Below are 19,766 nucleotides of genomic sequence, written 5' to 3' on the forward strand. Positions count from 1 at the left end.
ACGCGGCGAAAGCTCCCTTCACCGCGTCTCATGCGGGCATGGTCCCCTTCAGCAGGGCGTCCAGTGCCTTGAGCGTTTCGAGGCCGTTGCTCGCCAGGGAAACGCCGCGGCCGTGCCGGACCTGCGGCTCGCGCGGGTTGATCCGGACCAGCGCGCCGGTCGCGGCGCTGGCCAGCTCCGAGTACCGCCGCACCGTCGGCACGGCCTGTCCGGCGCCGAGTTCCACGACCACGAGGTCGCGATGCTCGCGGCGCCACGCGTTCAGCTCGTCGAGCTGGGCCTGGCTGCGCCGCCCGAGCCAGTCGTAGTCGCCGAACATCAGGATGTTGGGCCGGGCGAGGCCGCCACAGCGCGGGCACGACGGCAGCGGCCCGAGCGCGCGCATGCTTTCTTCGTCGATCGGGACCGCGACGTCGTCCGCGGGCCAGATCTCCTTGGTGCAGCTGGCGAGGCACTGCAGATGGTGGATGGATCCGTGCGCCTCGGCGACCCGCGGAAAGCCCGCCTTCTGGAACTGTCCGTCCACATTGGACGTGAACGCGCGCGTGCCGCCCGGTTTGCGCGCTCCCCAGGACAGCAGGAGACGAAAGCCGTCGTGCGGGACGGTGGCGCGGTACAGCGCGAGCCGGTGCCCGTAGAAACCCCAGGCCAGCTCGGGGTCTTCGGCGAAATGCCGCGGGTCGGCGAGCTCGACGAAGCTGATGCCCAGCCGTTCGTACGGCGGATACGCCTTCCAGAAACCTTCGTCGCCCCGGAAATCGGGCAGGCCGGAGTCGACACCCATCCCGGCACCGGCGCAGACGAGCAGCGCGCCGGCGCCGTCGATCAGTTCCGCGGCTCGTTCGAGCTCACTCACCCGGCTTCGAAGCCTGGACGACCTCGAATTCCAGCAGGTTCGCGCCGGTGGAAACCGGCTTCGCGCGCTCGCCCGCGTGCGCCTCACGCGCCGGGCCGGACGCCCACGCCTGATACGCCTCTTCGGACTCCCACTTGGTGTAGACGAAGTAGCGCGACTCGCCGGAGACCGGGCGGAGCAGCTCGAAGCCGAGGAAGCCGGGCTGGTTGTCGACGGCGTGCAGCCGCGCGGCGAACCGCTTCTCCAGCTCGGGGCCTGCGCCTTCGGGGACCTCGATCGCGTTGATCTTCACGACAGCCATGCCGCCAGCCTACGACGAAACTCTTTTGCGCCGCGATGTGATGCGTGGGACCTTCCCAAGGTGGCCGACATCAAGATCCTCATCTCCGGGGCGAGCGTCGCCGGGCCGGCGCTGGCCTTCTGGCTCGCCCGGTACGGCTTCCAGGTGACCGTCGTGGAGCGCGCGCCTTCGCTGCGCCCCGGCGGCCAGGCCGTCGACCTGCGCGGAACGGCCAAGGAGGTCGCGCGCCGGATGGGCCTGGACGAACGTATCCGCGCCGCCTGCACGGACACGAAGGGCGAGACGCTCGTCGACCGGAAGAACCGCACGAAGGCCACGATCCGCGCCGACGACTTCGACGGTGACGGCGTCGTCGCCGAGATCGAGATCCTCCGCGGCGACCTGACCGAAGTGCTCTACGAGGCGACCAAGGAGACGACGGAGTACGTCTTCGGTGACCGGATCACCGCGCTGGACGAGCGGGCCGACGGTGTCGACGTCACCTTCGCCGTCGGTGCCCGGCGGACGTACGACTTGGTCATCGGGGCGGACGGGCTGCATTCGGGAGTGCGGGCGCTGGCCTTCGGCGAAGAGTCCCGGTTCGTCCGGCACCTGGGCTCGTACCTGGCGTTCTTCACCGTGCCGAATCGGCTGGGCCTGCGGAACTGGGCCGTCGGCTACGACGACGTCGGCCGGTCCGCCGGGATCCGAGCCGTCCGCGACGGCGACGAGGCGATGGCCTACTTCGGGTTCGCCTCGGAGAAGATCGACTACGACTATCGCGACGTCGAGGCGCAGAAGGCGCTGGTGCGCGAGCTCGGGGCCGGGATGGAGTGGGAGGCGCCCTGGCTGCTGGACCGGATGGACGAGGCGTCCGACTTCTACTTCGATTCATGCGCCCAGGTGATCATGGAGTCCTGGTCGCGCGGCCGCGTCGGGCTGCTGGGTGACGCCGCTTTCTGTCCCTCGCCGCTTTCCGGGCAGGGCACGAGCCTGGCGTTCGTCGGAGCGTACGTTCTCGCCGGAGAGCTCGCCGCCGGTCTCGACACCGGGCTCAAACGCTACGAGGCGGTCATGCGCGAGTTCGTCGAGAAGACGCAGGAGATGGGGCGGGAGAACGCGGAGTCGATCTTCGCGAAGTCGCGTACCGCGCTGCGGATGCGCTACGTGATGATGCGGGTGATGCGGCTCAAGCCGTTCGCCGCGCTGGCATCGCGGAAGATGCGGGACGTGGTGAACGGCATCGACCTGCCGGACTATCCCGGCGTCTGACCGCATTCAGAGGACTAAATGCGGGAGTTTCAGCCTCGCGGCAGGTAGCCTGGCGCGCTCTTGACCGTCCATAAGGGACGCTAGTCCCGGTGACGGCGTCCTTTTCGGGTACTCGTGAGTGGTAATGAGCGTTCTAACCCTCTTTACCACTCACGACCCCCGCGCCAAACTGTGCATATGGGCACCAAAGGGACATTTCGCCGCACCAGTGTGTCCCTTGTGGACGGTCAGCGCGGTCGCCACGCTGTGAAGGCCTCCTTCACTACCTTGAGGGTAGGGAAGGGGCCCTTCACGGACGGCCGCGCCAGTCGGCACTCCGCATTTAGAGGACTGAATGCGGGATTTTCAGCCTCGCAGGGTGCCCGGCAGCAGCTCGGCGTCCGGCGGGATCGTCGTCCCGTGGAACCACGCGTCGAAGAACGGCCGCAGGTTCTGCTCCGAAAGCTTGATCGTGAACGCCTCGAAGTCCGCCCAGGATGCGTTGGTGTTCCGGTACGCGGCCGGCCATTCCTTCAGCAGGCGCGTGAACGCGCCTTCGCCGATCTTCCGCCGCAGCGCGTGGATGGCCAGGATCCCCTTGTCGTAGACGCCGTGGAATTCCTGCCCGGCCCCCATGTCGACCAGCTTCGACGTCCAGAAATCCTGGCTGCCCCGCATGATCTCGAGGGCGGCGCGGTAGCGGTCGTCCAGGTTCTCGTTGTCCCGCGACTCCTGCCACAGCCATTGCGCGTACGACGCGAGGCATTCGTTGAGGCAGATGTCGGACCACGATTTCAGCGTCACCGAATCGCCGAACCACTGATGCGCGGTTTCGTGCACCACGGTGATCAGGTCGGCCCATTTCGCGTAGGTCGGCCTGGTCTGGGTCTCCAGCGAGAAATGGATGTCCTCGTCGAGATAGATGCCGCCCGCCGCGTCCACCGGGTACGGCCCGAACTTCGAGCTCAGGAAAGCGATGATCTCCGGCAGCCGCCTGCCGGCGTCGCGCCGGTCCTCGGCGCCCGGCGCGTACGCGTTGACCACCGGGGTCCCGTCCGGAAGCGCCATCCGGTCGACGGTGAACTTGTCGATCGCCACCGTGGTCAGATAGGACGCAACGGGCGTGCGCTCCTGCCAGGACGCCGTGGTCCAGCCGTTCGCCGAGGACTTCTGGATCTCGCGCCCGTTCGAGATGACGGTCCAGCCGTCCGGCACACGCGCGGTGAGGGTGAACATCGCCTTGTCGCGCGGGGTCTCGTTGACGGGGTACCAGAACGACGCCGAATGCGGCTCGCCGACGATGAACGCGCCGCCGTCCTTCGACTTCTGCCAGCCGTTCTCGCTGCCGCCCGCCTTGGGTGTCGCCGACGGGTCGCCGCCGTAGAGGACCTTCGTGCGGAAGGCGGTCCCGTTCCGGATCGGCTCGGCGGGCGTCACCACCAGTTCGAATTCGCCCTCGCGCGCGAACTTCGCCGGTTTCCCGTCCACTTCGACGGATTGCACGGTCAGGCCGCGTAAGTCCAAGTTGTACCGATCGAGGTCCTGTGTCGCGTTCGCGATCACCGTGGTGTCGCCGTCGAGACGCCCTTTCGCGGGGTCGTACGTGATACCCACCTGGTATTCGGTCGCGTCGTAACCACCGTTCCCGTCCATCGGGTAGTACGGATCGCCCGCGCCCGAAGCGCCAGGAGCCGGGTTCAGCGGCGGCGGTGGGGGCGTGGCCGGAGGCGGATCGGCGGTGCAGCCGATAATCAGGGCGCAGACGACCCCCAGGACCAGACCGGCGGCGGGGACACGGCTGCGCATGGAGGGGAGCTTAGTGGTGATTCAGCGCGACGGGTTGGTCACTTTCGGCGGTGACGGGCCGCCGATCGTCCTTCTGCACGGACTGATGGGCAGGGCGACGACGTGGTGGCGGGTCGCGCGAAGGCTCCAGCCGTACGGGCGTGTCCACGGCCTCGACGCGCGCGGGCACGGCCGCGGACCGCGTGGCGGACCCTGGCGCACCGAGCGGTTCGCCGACGACGTCGCCGCGGTGCTGCGGACCTTCGACGAACCCGCGGTCCTGATCGGACATTCGATGGGCGGCCTGCACGCGTGGGTCACCGCGGCCACCCATCCCGAGCTCGTCCGCGCCGTGGTCTGCGAGGACTTCGCGCCGGACCAGCGCGGCCGGACCGTGGACACCTGGCGCGGGTACTTCGAATCGTGGCCGGTCCCGTTCCGCTCGCTGGCCCACGTGCGCGAGTTCTTCGGCGACACCGGCGACTACTTCGTCGAATGCGTCGAGGAACGCGACGACGGCTACCACCTGATCGCGTCCCTCCCGGACCTGTACGAGATCGCGGCCGAATGGGGCAGGCGCGACTTCTGGGAGTTCGTCGAACGCGTGAAATGCCCGCTGCTCGCGATCGAGGGCGAACGCACCGCGATGCCGCACGGCCAGCAGGCCGAGCTGGCCGCACGCGTGCCCGGCGGCCTCGGACGGCACATCGTCGTCCAAGGCGCCGGGCACGTGGTGCACGACGAAGCGCCGGAGACCTACCTCGGTGCCGTCGAAGCTTTTCTCTCCGACGTCCTCGGTCAGCCCTTCGCGAGCTGAGCGTCGATCCAGGCGCGCAACCGCGCTTCGCCCGGGTAACCGATGTTCCGCGACGACGGCAGTTCGGCGGCGTTGCGGACACCGACCAGCGTCGGGAGGTAGCGGATGTTGTACCGGGTGGACAGGTCGCGGCTCTGGTCGACGTCGACCTCGCCCAGCAGGAACCGGCCGCCGTATTCACCGGCGAGCCGTTCGATCACGGGCTTCATCTGGCGGCACGGCGGGCACCAGGTGGCGCCGAAGTCCATGATGACCAGCTTCTGCCGCGAGATGTTCATGACCTCGGCGTAGTTGGCCGAAGTCACCGTCATCACGTTCTCGGCCGCCGGCGCGGCCGAAGCCACGCCGTTGCCGAAGCCGGTGATGAGCGCCAGCACACCGGCCAGCACGCAGACGAACCGTTTGCACTTGGACAAGACGATCTCCTTTCAGGACGATGACCAGGTCGGAAGATCGTTCGCGACCCAGTCTTCGATGCCTTCGCGGTACTTGCGGACGTTCGTGTACCCGAGCTCCAGCAGCCGCCGTCCGACGAATTCACTGTTGCGGCACGGCGTGTTCGCGCAATAGACGACGATCGCGGCGGCCTTGTCCGGAAGCACCACGGGTGCCAGCCGGTCGGTGAATTCGGCGGCCCGCTCGTACGGGAAACCCGGAATGTTGCGCGCTTCCGGCAGATGCTCCTTGTCGAAATAGGCGACCGGCATCGTGTCGACCACGACCACCGAACCGGACTCCATCCGGGAAAGCAGTTCCGTACGGGTGATCAACGGCAGCATGGTGCCCCTTCTTTCGGCGACCGTGATTGACGATTCACATCGTCGGTCGTCTCGCGGGACACGCTCTAGTGCCGCCTCGGCATGCCGAGGGGTTATCCAGCGGCCGCCCTGCCGTGGCGGTGCAGCCAGGAGCGGTACGACGCCGTCCGTTCGGCGAGCCGCCAATAGCCCGCTCTCGCCTCGGTGGCGAGTTCCGGGACACCGTGCGCGCACGGACCGTCTTCCCGCCACGCGAGCACATGCCGCACGCACATCGGCGCGCCGGCCAGCGGCCGGATGGCCAGCCCGTCCGCCGGTGGCCGGGTCGGCTGGACCAGCCCGACGCCGTACCCGCCGCTGACCAGATCCTCGCGCGTGGTGTCGATGTCGGCGTCGTGGGTGATCCGGGGGTCGAAACCGTGCGCGAGACACATTTCGCGGAACACCACCCGGCAGCCGTCGCCGCCACTCGACACGATCCAGTCCTCCCCGGCCAGCTCGGCGAGCTCGATCTCCTCTTCGGCGGCGAGCGGGTGTTCCGCGGGGATCGCCACGAACGACGGCTCCTCCACCAGGGTCATGGTCCGCACGTCCGGCGGCACAGGGAGGCCGCGCCCGCCGCAGATCATGATCAGCGCGAGGTCGATGCCCCGGTTCGCGACCTGCGCGAGCAGCCGCGTGCGTGAGGTGTCCGCGCGTGTGCGGAACGGCTCGCCCGGGCGCAGGTCGCGCAGTCCGCCGAGCAGCGAACCCGTGATGGCGCTGTCGTTCCAGCCGATCCTGATCGATTCTGCCGTCTCGGGTTCCTGACGGTGGAAGTCGAGCTCCAGTTCGTCGAAGGTGAGCACGATCGCCCGCGCCCGCCGCAGGATCAGGGCGCCGAGTTCGGTGGGCCGCACCCCGTGCTGGTCGCGGTGGAACAGCGGGCCGCCGACCATCCGCTCGATCCGGCGCAGCTGGTGGCTGAGCGCGGGCTGGCCGAGTCCCAGTCCGGCCGCGGCACGGTTGAGGCTGCCGGAGGCGGCTATCTCACAGATCACGCGAAGATGCCGAACCTGAATCTCCATGACTTCGTATACCGCGACCCGTTCGCGCCCGGCACCCCCGAAAGTCGAGACACCCGATTTCTCATAACCCGGTGACAACATTCGGTGGCAATACCCGTGCCATCCGGCCGTGGCTACGTTCGGTCGACGCCCCGCATATCACGCGAATCAGGAGCCGTCTTGCCGCGACCACTGCCGCTCACGGAGCATTGCGCTGATCCGCTGGCGCGAGCCGAACACGTTTGCCTGGGTGTCAGCCCGTTCAACAGCCATTTCACCGTGGACCGCATCGCCGATCTCGCCCGCTGGGCCATGTCGGCCTTTCACGGTTTCCATTTCTTCGTCCCCGACGGCCCGTCCGCGTTCACCCTCGAAGCGCTCGGCTACGACCCGGTCCGCGCCGCGCAGAAGGCGCAGCGGCAAGGAAATTACACGCGGAACAAGATCGTCCGCGCGCTGGAGCAGGTCTGTTCGCCGGATCCGCACACCTTGATCCTGGATTCCGCGGCGCTCGAAGCCGACAGCGCGTACCTCGGCCTGCTTTCCGAGGCACACCACCGGTTCGCCACCGATCCGGAGTTCGCCGAGCAGTGCCTTGGCGCCACGGGCTGGGTGCTGGACCGGCGGCTGCCCGAGGGCGAACATCCCACGCGCGACCAGTTGCGCAGCGCGGTCCGGTACTTCCTCGCCGAGTTGCCGATGTTCGTCGGCACCGTCGCGGTGGCCGGGGTCGAAAGCTCCGTGTTCGCCTATCACCAGCGGGTCGCCTTCCTCGAACGGCTCTACCGCGGCGAACTCTCGTGGCGGCCGCTGCCCGGCCAAGGTTTCGTCGTCCTCGAACAAGCCGTCCCGGAACGAGTGGAGTGACCGTGGAACACGACGACTTCTCCCTTCGCCGGGTGCCCGCCGACCGCCGCTACTCCTGGATTTCCGTCGCGTTGCAACGGTTCGGTCAGGTGTCCTCGTTCCACCAGTTCCTGCTCGGCGCGGTGCTCGGCTTCGGCATGACGTTCTGGGAAGCGGTACTGGCCATCACGATCGGTTCGGTATTGCTGGAGATCATCACCATCCTGATGGGCATCGCCGGCACCCGGGAGGGGCTTTCGACATCGGTGCTCGCGCGCTGGACCGGATTCGGCACCGGCGGGTCCTCGCTGGTCGGTCTCCTGATGACCTTGAGCCTGGCAGGCTGGTTCGGGGTGCAGAACGACGTGTTCGCCCACGGCCTCCACGCCCTGATGGGCGGCCCGCCGGTGTGGGTGTGGGCGCTCGCGGGCGGCGCGCTGGTCACCGCGATCGTCGTGTTCGGCTTCCACGCGATGGCCTGGACGGCGTATCTGACGGTGCCCGCTTTCCTCGCGCTGGCGGGGTTTTCGATCATCTCGGCGCTCGGCGACCATTCCCTGCCGGCACTGATGGCCGAGCCGCCGCCGGGACCGTCGATGTCGCTGGCACAGGGCACCACGCTGGTGGCGGGCGCGTTCATCATGGGCGCGATCATGACGCCGGACATGACCCGGTTCAACCGGACCGCGTCCGACGTGGTGAAGCAGACCCTGGTCAGCGTCACCCTCGGCCAGTACCTCATCGGCCTGATCGGGGTCCTGCTCGCGCACGCGGCGAAAAGCGCCGACGTGGTCGGGATCATCACCTCGTCGTCCGGTGTGCTCGGCACGCTGATCCTGGTCACCGCGATCCTGAAGATCAACGACTGGAACCTGTATTCGTCCTCGCTCGGGCTGGTGAACACCGTGCAGGTGCTGCTGTCCCGGCGGTTGGACCGCACCACCGCGACCCTGCTGCTCGGCGGTCTCGGCACGGTCCTCTCCGCGATCGGCGTCCTCGACCACTTCACCACCTTCCTGACCTGGGTCGGCGTGCTCACGCCACCGGTGGCCGGGGTGGTGATCGCCGAGTACTACGTGGTCCGGCGCTGGAAACCGGAGCTGGACGCCACCCGCGCGTCCGGGGAGCTGCCGTCCACCTGCCCGTCCTGGGTTCCTTCCGCGCTGATCTGCTGGGTGGCCGGGGCGGCGGTGGGGGCCTGGCTGCCGTGGGGAATCCCCACCGTGAACTCCGTTCTTGGTGCTTTTCTCCTGTATATTCTTTTCGGCAGACGGACCGCGGCCGCGGTGTCCTCCACGGCCATGACTTCTTCCGGCGGGTCGAAAACCCGTTCGTGACAAAGGAGTTCGACGTCGTACAGCTGGATGTCCACCACCTGCGGGTGATCAGGGCGATCGCGGACACGGGAAGCCTTTCCCGGGCCGCGATCGCTCTCGGTGTCACCCAGCCCGCGGTTTCCGCGCAACTCAAACGGCTGGAGAACATGCTGGGCTACCGGTTGTTCGACCGGCGCGAGGGCGGTGTGACCCCGACGCCGATGGGCGAACTGCTCTTGCGCCGCACCGCCGCTTTGTTGCCACAGCTGGACAAACTGCTCGAAGACATCGAGCAGCGCGGCTGTCCCGGCGGCCCGCCCGACGTGGTCCGGGTGGTGGCGGTGGCCAGCGCGCTGGTGGCGCACCTGCCCTCACTGGTGACGGGATTGTGGCCCGAGGTCTCCGAAGTGCAGGTCGTGCACGACGACCACCCCGAACGGCTGCTGCCGCTGCTGGCCCAGCGGCGCGCGGAATTGGGGCTGGTCAAGGACTATCCGGGATACGAGCTCGAACTCCCCGCGAACGTGGACACCGCGGTGGTGGTGACCGAGCCGACCTTCGTCCTGCTGCCGGAGTTCCATCCGCTGGCGCGCGAGAAGGTCGTCGACCTGCGCGACCTGCGGGACGAATCGTGGGTGATGGTGTCCGATTCGTCGGCGGCCACGTTCACCAAGTACTTCGCCGACACCTGCGCGCGGCACGGCTTCAGCCCGTCGTTCACCCATCAGGTGACTTCGCAGCAGGTGGCGCTGTTGGTGGTCAAGGCGGGCGCGGTCGGGCTGTCGCAACCGATCTGCGATCCGGGGAACCACGGCATCGTGCCCCGGCCGCTGCGCGGGGATGTGTTGCCGCGCAGGCACATTCTCGCGTGGAACAAGGAGACCTTCGTGGCGGGGCGGCGGGAGGAGCTGATCTCCGCCGTGGTCGAAGCGTACTGGGCCGAAGCGAGGACGGCGCCCGTCTACGCCGAGTACCTGGACTCGTGAGCGGTAAGGACGGTCTTAGGTACGTACTGCCGGTGCGCGGACGGCGGTTTCGCGTGATTGGACGGACGACACGCGTGTTGGGATGGACGACGCGTGTTCAGGAGGACGACTCGCGGCGTCCATCCAGTCACGCGTGTCGTCCACCGGATCACGCGTGTCGTCCGGTCAATCACGCGAACCCGCCGCATCGGTACGGAGACTCACGAGTCTTGACGTCAGGTGCCAGTGTCATTGCCCGCCCGGAATCCACGGAGGTACCTAGGACGAGGACGGTTCGTACGAGGCCCTACGTCCCGGGAAAGAGGAGTTCGTCCGGCGGCCGCACCGTGCCGTCCAGCCAGGCCTGGTTGAACTCGCCGAGGTCACGCTGGGTCATCGCGGAGACGTAGAGCTCGAAGTCGTGCCAGTTCTGATTTCCCTGCGGGTTGATCATCGGGAAGCCCGCCATGATCTGGAAGAACGCTTCGTCGCCGATGTGACGGCGCAGCGCGTGCACCATGAGCACCGCCTTGGTCGTCGGCGCGAATTCGGTGCCCTTGCCCGGATCGGTGAGCTTGGGCGCCCAGAAAGCCGGGTCGTCGCGCACCGCGGCCACCATCTCCCGGTAGCGACGGTCCAGATCGGCACCGCTCTTGGTCTCGTCCCACAACCAGACGGCGTACCGCGCGACGGACTCGGGCATCAGCGCGTCGCGCCACATCTTGCCGCTCACTCCGGCTCCCCACCACTGGTACGCGACGGCGTACACCAGATCGGCGATGGTGGCGGTGCGGCCGTACACCGGCCGGGTCTGCGCGCCGTGCGTGTAGCCGAGGGAGCGGTCGAGGAACAGCCCGCCCGCCGCCGATTGCGGGTAGTCGCCGAACTTCCCGGTGAGGAATTCCAGGACCTCGGGCAGCCGCCCGCCGATCTGCCGCTTGTCCACGGCGCACGGGTGGTAGGCGTTGACCGCCGTCCGTCCACCAGGAAGAGCGATCCGCTCGACCTCCCAGCGCCCGATGCCGAGCATCGCCGTGCTCGGCGCGAGGGCGGTTTCCTCCGACCAGGTGACAGTGTGCCGTCCCGGGCCCGCGGGCACGTCGGAGACCTGGAAACCGTTGCCCAGTACGGAGAATTCGTCTTGGACGGTGACGGAGACCTGCAGCGCCGCCTTGTCGGCTTCGGTGCCGTTGACGGGGAACCAGGTCATCGCCGAACGCGGCTGCCCAGTGGCCACGGCCGAATCGCCGTAAGCGGCGAGCCAGCCGACCCGGCCCCGCGCGGTGGGAATCGGTTCCGGGCGGCCGTCGTAATCGACCACCACGGTGAACGTCCTGCCGACGGCCACCGGGGTCCGCGGGGTGATCACCAGCTCGTGTTCACCTGCCCGCCGGAACGTGGCGGCCACCCCGTCGACGGTGACCGACCGGACGGTGAGCCCGCGCAGGTCGAGGTCGAACCGGCTCAGGTCCTGAGTCGCCGTCGCGGTGATCGTCGCCCTGCCGCTCAGCAGCATCGAGTACGGCGCGTACCGCAGCGCGAGTGAGTACTTGCCGACGTCGTAACCGCCGTTGCCGTCCTTCGGGTAGTAAGGATCGGGTCCGAGGACGGTCCCGTCGGGCGAGACGTGCACGTATCCGTCGCTGCCGGGTGCCGGCTGGGCCGCCGCCGAAGCCGGGCAGGTGCCGATCATCGTGGTGGCGAGCAACGCGGTGCACAGTGGCTCCTGCCACCGAAGCCGCACGGTCATGAACGAGCCTTCTCTCTCAAGGGGAGGATGTCCGGTCATCGTGCGTACGTGCGCGCCGCGCGCGGCACTGCCAGCCGGTCATGCCGCCGGGTTATCCCGGCCGATAACCCCTCGGCATACCCGCCAGGGACTATCGCGCGCCGCGAGGGAGTGGAGATCGTCGAGGCATGCTGCCTCTCCCGGCGCTGCTCGCGCTGACGACGACGGTCTTCCTCGGCTGCCTCACCGAAGTGCTGCCCGCCGGGCTGCTGCTGGGCATGTCCGAGGATCTGGGCGTTTCCCCGTCGGCCACCGGGCAGCTGGTGACGGTCTACGCGATCACCACCGCGCTGACCGCCGTCCCGCTCACCGGCGCGACCCTCCGGGTACCGCGCAAACGCCTGCTGCTGGCGCTGATCGCAGGCTTCCTGGTCACCAACCTGGTGATCGCCGTGGCCTCGTCGTACCCGCTGATCCTGGCCGCGCGGGTCGTTTCCGGGGCGCTGACCGGGGTGATGTGGTCACTCGTGGCCGGCTACGCGATGCGTCTCGCCCCGCCGGGGCTCACCGGGCGGGCGCTGGCGGTGGCCATGTCGGGCACACCGATCGGCTTCGCGCTGGGCGTGCCCGCCGGTACCGCGCTCGGCGAACTCGCCGACTGGCGCTGGGCGTTCGCCGCGATGGCGCTGATCACCGTGCCGTTGCTGGTTTGGGTGCTCGTCGCGGTGCCCGCCGTGCTCGCGGACCCGGCAGGCCCCACCCGGCCGCTGGCCGCGTCACGGCTGCCCGGGATGCGTCCCGTGCTCGCGACGGTGGCGTTGTTCTCGCTGGGGCACAACGTGGCCTACACCTACGTCGGTCCGGTGCTCGCCGGTCTGGAGGCGGAAACGTTGCTGGGCGCGGCGTTGCTGGTGTTCGGCTGCGCCGCGGTGGGCGGGATGGCCGCGGTCGGCTCCGCCCTCGACAGCCGTCCGCGCGCCGTGCTGCTGTCCTGCACCGTCGTGACCGCCGCCGCCATCGTCCTGCTGGGGATCAGCGACGGTGTCCACGGTCTGGTGCTGGCGGCCGCCGGCCTGTGGGGCCTGGGGTTCGGCGGCGCGCCGACCGCGTTCCAGGCCGTCACCGCCTTGCTCGCGGGCCCCACGGCCGACGCCGCCCAGTCGCTCACGATCGCGGCCTGGAACGGCGCCGTCGCCGGGGGCGCGCTCATCGGCGGACTGCTGCTGCCGCTGGGAACGGGTCTGCTCCCTTGGTACGCCGCCTTGGTGATCCTGTCGCCGCTGCTGTTCAGCCCGCGAGTCGTGCTTTCAGCGCCCGCAGATCAGTGCCGGACCCGACGATGAGCGGCCAGACGTCGGAGCCGAGGAAGCCGGTCTCGTCGGTCGCCGCGGTCGCGCCGCAGGCGTCGCGTTCCAGCCTGTGCCGGGCCGCCACCGCGGCGACGGCATCCTTTGTGGACTGTCCGAAGAGTCCGTCGGCGGGCACGGCGAAACCGCGTGCCCGCAGGAGTTCCTGTGCCATCCGCACCCGCGGCCCGCTGTCGCCGGGTTTGAGGAGCGGCCATTCCGGCAGATCCACCTTCGGCGACGCGGATCCCAGCAGCTTGCCGACCTCGGTGCGCAGTTCCGGAAGCCTGTTGTACAACACGGTGCCCGGGCATTCGGTCGAGTTGAAGTCCCGGTGGCCCTTGATGAATTCCGGCGAAATCCCGTACTGCGAAGCGATGTACGCGACCAGCTTCACCAGCGAGTCCCAGAGCGCCGGCGTGACGTCCTCTTCGCTGTAGAGGCCTTCGTTCTCGATCCCGATGCAGGTGCTGTTGTTGTTGCCCACGTTCGCGCCCAGCACGTGCTGGGTACCGCCGCGCAGGATCTCCAGGCTGCGATGCCTGCCTTCGGTGATGTGCCCGCCGCGGCTGTTCGTGAACTGCTGGCCGGTGTCGACCCAGCCGCGGGTGTCCATATGGAAATTCTGGATGGAGCGCGACGCCCAGAAGGCGTGTTCGAGCGTGTAGTCGGTGACGTTCCCCGGCTCGACCGTGTGGTGCACGACGATGTACGTCGGCTTGTGGTTCTGCACCTCGATCGTGCCGTTCGGCGGCCGGGCGCTCCACGCGGCCGTTCCGTATATCTTCGGTTCTGTCACCCCGGACGCCGCGTCGGCGGCGGAAATCGTTGCTGTCCCCAGTAGCCCGACGGCGCTTACCGTCAGGCCGCCCTTGAGCGCGGTACGTCGGTCGAAGTCGGCCACGGGCGAAACTCCCATCATGCGCGTTGGCCGGAAAACTAACCCGCCACCGTGCCGATGACAACCATTTACCGACTTTTGTCGTAATGCGTTAGTGTTCGCCAGGAAGTGCGAACAGGCCGTCCCCGGTCTGTTCGAGCAGCCCGTCCACGAGCAGGGAGTCGAGGCAGCGGTCGCGCTGCCCGGATTCGTGCCAGACGAGATCGAGCCGCGCCTTCTCGACCGGGCCTTCGCTGCCACGCAGGACGTCGAGCAGCAGCCCGCGCACTTGGCGGTCGGTGCCGGCGAACTTCTGGACCTGCTTCGCGGGCCCGGCGTATGCGGGCCTTCCCGCGTGCTGCCACGCGCAGTCGTCGTAGATCGGGCAGTCCGCGCATCGCGGCGAACGCGCGGTGCAGACGAGCGCGCCGAGTTCCATCAGCGCGGCCGAGAGTTTCGCGGCGGGCGCGTCGTCCGGCGGCAGCAGCGCTTCGACGTCGGCCATGTCGCGGGTGTTCGACGGCGGCCCGGCGTCACCGGCGCCGTGCACGGCCCTGGCCACCACGCGCCGGACGTTCGTGTCCACCACCGGTGCCCGTTTGCCGTAGGCGAAGGCGGCGACGGCGCGCGCGGTGTACGCGCCGATGCCGGGCAGCGCGAGCAGAGTGTCCACATCGGACGGAACGACGTCGCCGTGTTCGGCGGCGATGACGGCCGCCGCGGCGTGCAGCCGCAACGCGCGCCGCGGGTAGCCGAGTTTGCCCCAGGCGCGCACGACCTCGCCCTGCGACGACGCCGCCAGCGCCGACGGCACCGGCCAGCGCGCCATCCAGTCGAGCCAGATCGGCTGGACCCGCGCGACCGGTGTCTGCTGCAACATGATCTCGCTGACGAGCACACCCCACGCGGTGCATTCGGGCTCACGCCAAGGGAGGTCGCGCCCCACTTCGTCGAACCACTCGGTCAGCACATCCGCGTCGACGCCCACCGAGCCAGCTTAAAACGAGCGCCCGGTCGCGCCTCAAAGGCGTCTCCCCAAGGGCGCTCCGCGCCCGACGGAGACTTCACCCGTCGCGCACGCTCTTTTGGGCCGGAGGCCCACGGAAACACGATGAAGGGGCGCCTCCTTGCTCAACGTGACGTTCAGCGGGATCGGCGCCCCTTCGGCGGGTTTCCGTCAGTGCGCGACCTCATGCAGCTGCCCCAGCTTCACGTCGTAGACGAACCCGCGCACGTTGTCGGTGTGCGGCAGGAAGTCGCTGCGCCGGACGCGCTGCACCGACCGGCGCACACTGTCCTCGACCTCCCGGAACGCCTCGACCGACCATGTCGGGCGCAGCCCGCTGGCGGCTTCGAGTTCGTCCTTGAAATCGTCTTCGGTGACCATGGAGAGGCCACAGTCGGTGTGCTGCACGATCAGCACCTCGCGCGTGCCGAGCTTCCGCTGGCTGAGCGCGAGCGAGCGGATCATGTCGTCGGTGACGACCCCGCCCGCGTTACGCAGGATGTGGGACTCGCCCTGGATCAGGCCGAAGATCTCGAACACCCGGATACGGGCGTCCATGCAGGTCAGAATAGCCACCTGGAGTGATGGCCTCGGAGACGAGCGGTCACCAGGAGTGACATCACCCAGCTCCTGGTTGCGCTTGAGCAGTACGTCGATTGAGGTCACACGCTCATTGGAACCGACACGCCGGGGGAGAGCAACGTGTGCGGGCGCAGATCACGGCCCGAACCAGCGTTCTTCCGCCGTTCGTGGCGGCGCCGACGTGCGGCCGACCCGTAGTTCCGTCTGCAGGGTGATCACCTTCGGCCCGACCCGGTCGGCCGAGCTGAGCAGCAGCTTGCCCGCCGCCTTGCCCTTCTCGAGCACCGGCTGGTGGACCGTGGTGAGGCCGGAGCGCTCGGCCTCGGTGATGCCGTCGAACCCGGTGACCGTCAGGTCCTGCGGCACGCGCAGGCCCCGGCGTTCCGCCTCGGCCAGAGCGCCGAGAGCGAGGATGTCCGACGTGCAGATCACGGCCGTGACCTGCGGATACGCGTCGAGCAGCTGGCGTGCGGCCGACGCGCCGTCGTCCACGGTGTGGTCGAAGCGCTCGACCACCGGCACCGTCGCCCAGTCGACCCCGGCCGCCGAGAACGCGGCGGCCAGCGCCTCCAGCCGGATGCGCTGGACGTGGAAGTGTGCGGCGCTCTGCCGCTGGATGGAGACGAAGTCGTCGTTGCGCTCGCGGGCCAGCCGCATGCACAGCACGCCGATCTGCCGGTGGCCCAGCGAGATGAGGTGCTCGGCCATGGCGGTGACCGCGGCCGCGTCGTCCGGGCCGACCCGGTCGACCCCGTCCACCCGGGGCTGGTCGACGATCACCGTCGGCACCGGGCGTTCCAGCACGGCACCGAGATGCGGGTCGTCGTCGGGCACCGAGTAGACGACGAAGCCGTCGACGCCGGCGCGGTGCACGGCCGCGACGTCCTCCCTGCCCGGGCTCGCCGGGACCAGGTGCAGGCCGACGCCCGCGTCCTCGCAGGCCAGCGCCAGCCCTTCGAGCACGCCGACGGCGGCGGGGTCGCGGAAGGCGTAGGAGAGGTTCTCGGTGAGCAAAAGGCCGACAGCGCCGGCTTTGCGCGTCCGCAGTGAACGGGCCACCGGGTCCGGGCCCGGGTAGCCGAGGCGGCGTGCGGTCTCGAGGACGCGACGGCGCAGCTCAGGGGACAACTGGTCCGGTCGGTTGTAGGCGTTCGAGACGGTGGTCCTCGACACACCGAGCTCTGCGGCCAACGACGCCAGTGTCGCCTGCCTCCTGGTGCGGATAGGACGGCCCATCCGCAAACCGTAACGGTTCAGAACGTTTTGCAGAAGCATCACCCGACGTGTGGCAGGTCTCGATTCAGAGTGACCCTGGGTACAGCTCGGACCTGGACCGGAGGTGTCGTCATCCTGATGGGGTACAGTTGAATCTGACAACGGTTTCCATTACCCGGCATTGGGGACACCTGGCCAGGGCATCCGCAGGAGTGCAGTAAATGAATTCCCGCCGTACCAAGAGTGTTTTCGCGGCCGTGTCGGCCCTGGCCGTCCTCGCGCTCGGCGCGACGGCCTGCGCGTCGAGCGACAAGGCGTCGACGGGCTCCGGTTCGCAGAACGCGTCCGCCGCGAACCCGGGCGGCGGCGAAAAGATCAAGGTCGTCGCCTCGACCGACGTCTGGGGCAGTGTCGTGACCGCCGTCGGCGGCGACAAGGTCGAGGTCACCTCGATCATCCACGACCCCTCGGCCGACCCGCACTCCTACGAGACCACCGCGAGCGACGCCGTCGCCGCGAAGAACGCGAAGCTGACGCTGTCCAACGGCGGCGGCTACGACGACTTCTTCTCCAAGCTCGCCGACCAGGCCACCGGCGCGCAGAAGCTGGTCGCCGTCGACATCGCCGCGACCGGCAACGAGAACGAGCACGTCTGGTACAGCCTGCCCGGCGTCGAGAAGGTCGCCGACCAGGTCGCCGCGAAGCTCGGCGAGATCCAGCCCGCCTCGAAGGACGCCTTCACCGCCAACGCGACCGCGTTCAAGGGCAAGACCCAGGAACTCCTGAAGAAGGTCTCGGGGCTGGGCGCCTCGGGCGCGAAGGTCGTCGCGACCGAGCCCGTCGCGCACTACCTGCTCGACAGCGCGAAGGTCACCGACGCGACGCCGCCGGCCTTCGCCGAGGCCGTGGAAGCGGAGCAGGACGTGCCCGCCGCCGCGCTCAACGAGGTCAAGCAGCTGATCTCCGGCAAGCAGGTCAAGGCGCTGGTCAACAACGCGCAGACCACCACCCCGGTCACGCAGCAGGTCGTCGGCGACGCCAAGAACGCCGGTATCGCGGTCATCGACGTCACCGAAACGCTGCCCCAGGGTGTGACCGACTACATTGCATGGATGACCAAGGAAGTGGACGCGCTGGCCGGAGCACTGAAGTAGTGACCTCCGTACCCGCCGAAGCTCGCCCCGCGGTCCGTGTTCGCGGGGCGAGCCTCGCATTCGGCCCCAGGACCCTCTGGTCCGGGCTCGACCTCGACGTCGAACCCGGCGAGTTCCTCGCGATCCTCGGGCCGAACGGCTCCGGGAAGAGCAGCCTGCTCAAGGTGCTGCTCGGCCAGCAGGGGCTGCCCGAGGGCACGGTCGAGATCGCGGGGCGGCGCCCCGGCGGGACGAACCGGCGGATCGGCTACATCCCTCAGCAGCGCGCCCTCGACGAGGGCCTGACGATGCGCGGCGTGGACCTGGTCGGCCTCGGCCTGGACGGGCACCGGTGGGGCACCGGCCTCTTCGGGATCTCGAAGCGGCGTCAGCTCGTCGCGCGGGCGATCGAGTCCGTCGGCGCGCAGGCGTACGCGAAGCAGCCGGTGGGGCGGCTTTCCGGTGGCGAGCAGCAGCGGCTCCGTGTCGCGCAGTCCCTGGTCGGTGACCCCGAAGTCCTGCTCTGCGACGAGCCGCTGCTCTCCCTCGACCTCGCGCACCAGCGCGCGGTCAGCGAACTGATCGACGAGCGGCGGCGCTCCGCCGAGACGGCCGTCCTGTTCGTCACCCACGAGATCAACCCGATCCTGTCCTATGTGGACCGGGTGCTGTACCTGGTGAACGGTCAATTCCGGGTCGGCAAGCCGGACGAGGTGATGAACTCGGAGACCCTGTCCGAGCTGTACGGCACCCGCATCGAGGTGCTGAAGGTCGGCGGGCAGATCCACGTCGCCGGTGCGCAGAGCGCGCTGTGCGAGGACGAACCCCACCACATCGACGAACAGGCTTGTTAGCGCCGTGGTAGACGAAGTGAGGTCATTCGTGCGGTCCGGACCACACGCCGAACCCGCCCCGGCCGGAGGCCGCGGGATCGGGCCGGCAGGGCGCCTCGGCAGGCCGGCTCGACCGGCGGCGCGAACCAGCGCCCTGGTGACGCGATCCCGGTCGCGGGTTCTTGGATAAACACCGTGGACAAGATGTTCGACTTCGCCCTGACCGGTGAACTCCTCGGTCTCGACTTCGTTCAGACGGCGCTGCTCGCGGCCGCCGTTCTCGGCCTGGTCGCCGGGGTGCTCGGCCCGCTGGTCGTCATGCGGCGGATGTCGTTCGCCGTGCACGGCACGGCCGAACTGGCCTTCACCGGCGCGGCAGGCGCGCTGCTGCTGGGAGTCGGCGTCGAACTCGGCGGCCTCGCGGGCGCCGTCATCGCCGCCCTGCTGATCGGGCTCCTCGGCGGCCGCGAGTCCGAACGCGACTCCGTGATCGGCGTGATCCTCGCCTTCGGTCTCGGCATGGGCGTCCTGCTGCTGTCGTTCTACGAAGGCCGCAGCGCCAACAAGTTCGGCATTCTGGTCGGGCAGATCATCACCATCGACTCGACCAACCTGAACCTGCTCGTCGGCGCCTCGGTCGTCGTGCTGGTGGTGCTCGCGGTGATCTACCGGCCGCTGCTGTTCGCCACGGTCGACCCTGCGGTAGCGACGGCGCGCGGCGTCCCGGTGCGGTTGTTGTCGCTGATCTTCGCGGTGCTGGTCGGGATTTCGAGCGCGCTCGGGGTGCAGATCGTCGGCGCCCTGCTGGTGGTCTCGCTGATGGTGACCCCGGCCGCGGCCGCCGCGCGGGTCACGGCGAGCCCGTGGAAGGCGACCGTGCTGTCGATCGTGTTCGCGGAGATCGCCGCGCTCGGCGGGATCGTCCTTTCGCTGGCGCCGGGCAAGCCGGTGAGCGCCTTCGTCACGACGATCTCGTTCGTGATCTACCTCGTCTGCCGTCTCATCGCGTGGCTGCGTGGCCGGAGCTCACGGGTCCGCGTCGAGCCGACAGCGACGGCACAGTCCGCCCTGCGCTAGCTTCCTGAGCCGGAAATACGCGGAGAGTGATTCGAGGATCGGCCG

20 protein-coding genes are annotated in these 19,766 nt (G+C 68.9%); 9 read left to right on the forward strand and 11 right to left on the reverse strand.

From position 1 onward, the window contains the following. Positions 1-28: 28 nt before the first annotated feature. Positions 29-856: an SIR2 family NAD-dependent protein deacylase gene (locus tag LCL61_RS02875; RefSeq protein ID WP_340685378.1), complete on the reverse strand. Its 828-nt coding sequence runs from the start codon at positions 854-856 to the stop codon at positions 29-31. Beyond that, complete coding sequence (locus LCL61_RS02880) at positions 849-1,157, reverse strand: antibiotic biosynthesis monooxygenase family protein (RefSeq protein ID WP_016337748.1); 309 nt, start codon at positions 1,155-1,157, stop codon at positions 849-851. The genes LCL61_RS02875 and LCL61_RS02880 overlap by 8 nt, the downstream gene beginning before the upstream one ends. A gap of 60 nt (positions 1,158-1,217) precedes the next feature. Here LCL61_RS02880 and LCL61_RS02885 point away from each other — a divergent pair, with 60 nt between their 5' ends. Beyond that, a complete protein-coding gene (locus LCL61_RS02885; protein WP_340685379.1) occupies positions 1,218-2,408 on the forward strand; it encodes an FAD-dependent monooxygenase in 1,191 nt (396 codons plus the stop codon). A gap of 345 nt (positions 2,409-2,753) precedes the next feature. Here LCL61_RS02885 and LCL61_RS02890 read toward each other — a convergent pair whose 3' ends face one another. Then, a complete protein-coding gene (locus tag LCL61_RS02890; protein WP_340685380.1) occupies positions 2,754-4,193 on the reverse strand; it encodes a M1 family metallopeptidase in 1,440 nt (479 codons plus the stop codon). On the opposite strand from LCL61_RS02890, the gene LCL61_RS02895 reads away from it, so the two are divergent. Then, complete coding sequence (locus LCL61_RS02895; RefSeq protein ID WP_340685381.1) at positions 4,192-4,989, forward strand: alpha/beta hydrolase; 798 nt, start codon at positions 4,192-4,194, stop codon at positions 4,987-4,989. The genes LCL61_RS02890 and LCL61_RS02895 overlap by 2 nt on opposite strands. Here the strand turns inward: LCL61_RS02895 and LCL61_RS02900 are convergent. The 3 genes from LCL61_RS02900 to LCL61_RS02910 all read right to left on the reverse strand — a co-directional run bounded on the left by LCL61_RS02900 (position 4,971) and on the right by LCL61_RS02910 (position 6,814). Further along, complete coding sequence (locus tag LCL61_RS02900; RefSeq protein WP_034310116.1) at positions 4,971-5,405, reverse strand: thioredoxin family protein; 435 nt, start codon at positions 5,403-5,405, stop codon at positions 4,971-4,973. The genes LCL61_RS02895 and LCL61_RS02900 overlap by 19 nt on opposite strands. Before the next feature lie 12 nt (positions 5,406-5,417). Continuing rightward, the gene (locus LCL61_RS02905) at positions 5,418-5,768 is read right to left on the reverse strand and encodes a rhodanese-like domain-containing protein (protein ID WP_037335273.1); all 351 of its coding nucleotides are present in this window, start codon (positions 5,766-5,768) and stop codon (positions 5,418-5,420) included. A gap of 92 nt (positions 5,769-5,860) precedes the next feature. After that, the gene (locus LCL61_RS02910) at positions 5,861-6,814 is read right to left on the reverse strand and encodes a LysR family transcriptional regulator (protein WP_340685382.1); all 954 of its coding nucleotides are present in this window, start codon (positions 6,812-6,814) and stop codon (positions 5,861-5,863) included. Positions 6,815-6,973: 159 nt separating this feature from the next. Between LCL61_RS02910 and LCL61_RS02915 the strand changes: the two genes are divergently transcribed. The 3 genes from LCL61_RS02915 to LCL61_RS02925 are packed head-to-tail and all read left to right on the forward strand — an operon-like array spanning position 6,974 to position 9,941. Next, the gene (locus tag LCL61_RS02915) at positions 6,974-7,660 is read left to right on the forward strand and encodes a tRNA-dependent cyclodipeptide synthase (protein ID WP_340685383.1); all 687 of its coding nucleotides are present in this window, start codon (positions 6,974-6,976) and stop codon (positions 7,658-7,660) included. A 2-nt stretch (positions 7,661-7,662) separates the two neighbouring features. Then, a complete protein-coding gene (locus LCL61_RS02920) occupies positions 7,663-8,976 on the forward strand; it encodes a cytosine permease (protein ID WP_340685384.1) in 1,314 nt (437 codons plus the stop codon). Further along, positions 8,973-9,941: a LysR family transcriptional regulator gene (locus LCL61_RS02925; protein WP_340685385.1), complete on the forward strand. Its 969-nt coding sequence runs from the start codon at positions 8,973-8,975 to the stop codon at positions 9,939-9,941. The genes LCL61_RS02920 and LCL61_RS02925 overlap by 4 nt, the downstream gene beginning before the upstream one ends. 286 nt (positions 9,942-10,227) lie before the next feature. Here LCL61_RS02925 and LCL61_RS02930 read toward each other — a convergent pair whose 3' ends face one another. Further along, on the reverse strand, positions 10,228-11,670 hold the full coding sequence (locus LCL61_RS02930; RefSeq protein ID WP_340685386.1) for a M1 family metallopeptidase: 1,443 nt from the start codon (positions 11,668-11,670) through the stop codon (positions 10,228-10,230). A gap of 167 nt (positions 11,671-11,837) precedes the next feature. On the opposite strand from LCL61_RS02930, the gene LCL61_RS02935 reads away from it, so the two are divergent. After that, positions 11,838-12,992 carry an MFS transporter gene (locus tag LCL61_RS02935; protein ID WP_340685387.1) on the forward strand — a complete coding sequence of 385 codons (1,155 nt, stop codon included), beginning with the start codon at positions 11,838-11,840 and terminating at the stop codon, positions 12,990-12,992. On the opposite strand, the gene LCL61_RS02940 is transcribed toward LCL61_RS02935, so the two are convergent. From LCL61_RS02940 to LCL61_RS02955, 4 genes are all read right to left on the reverse strand, one after another. Next, positions 12,937-13,899: a peptidoglycan recognition protein family protein gene (locus LCL61_RS02940; protein ID WP_340685388.1), complete on the reverse strand. Its 963-nt coding sequence runs from the start codon at positions 13,897-13,899 to the stop codon at positions 12,937-12,939. The two genes, LCL61_RS02935 and LCL61_RS02940, sit on opposite strands and share 56 nt — an antisense overlap. Positions 13,900-13,987: 88 nt before the next feature. Continuing rightward, positions 13,988-14,863, reverse strand: a complete 876-nt coding sequence (locus LCL61_RS02945; protein WP_340685389.1) for an A/G-specific adenine glycosylase — start codon at positions 14,861-14,863, stop codon at positions 13,988-13,990. 189 nt (positions 14,864-15,052) lie between these two features. Next, positions 15,053-15,547, reverse strand: coding sequence for a carbonic anhydrase (locus tag LCL61_RS02950; RefSeq protein ID WP_340685390.1), 495 nt, complete (start codon positions 15,545-15,547; stop codon positions 15,053-15,055). A gap of 51 nt (positions 15,548-15,598) precedes the next feature. Beyond that, positions 15,599-16,699, reverse strand: coding sequence for a LacI family DNA-binding transcriptional regulator (locus LCL61_RS02955; RefSeq protein ID WP_005165317.1), 1,101 nt, complete (start codon positions 16,697-16,699; stop codon positions 15,599-15,601). Positions 16,700-16,899: 200 nt separating this feature from the next. Between LCL61_RS02955 and LCL61_RS02960 the strand changes: the two genes are divergently transcribed. The 3 genes from LCL61_RS02960 (at position 16,900) to LCL61_RS02970 (ending at position 19,721) form a co-directional block, all read left to right on the forward strand. Continuing rightward, entirely contained in the window at positions 16,900-17,832 is a 933-nt protein-coding gene (locus tag LCL61_RS02960; protein WP_340685391.1) for a metal ABC transporter solute-binding protein, Zn/Mn family, read from the forward strand. Beyond that, positions 17,832-18,665 carry a metal ABC transporter ATP-binding protein gene (locus tag LCL61_RS02965; RefSeq protein WP_340685392.1) on the forward strand — a complete coding sequence of 278 codons (834 nt, stop codon included), beginning with the start codon at positions 17,832-17,834 and terminating at the stop codon, positions 18,663-18,665. Before LCL61_RS02960 ends, LCL61_RS02965 begins: the two co-directional genes overlap by 1 nt. 174 nt (positions 18,666-18,839) lie before the next feature. Next, positions 18,840-19,721: a metal ABC transporter permease gene (locus LCL61_RS02970; RefSeq protein ID WP_340685393.1), complete on the forward strand. Its 882-nt coding sequence runs from the start codon at positions 18,840-18,842 to the stop codon at positions 19,719-19,721. Positions 19,722-19,766: the final 45 nt, after the last annotated feature.

Origin of the sequence: Amycolatopsis coloradensis, assembly GCF_037997115.1 — a bacterium.
Taxonomy (GTDB): Bacteria; Actinomycetota; Actinomycetes; order Mycobacteriales; family Pseudonocardiaceae; genus Amycolatopsis; species Amycolatopsis coloradensis_A.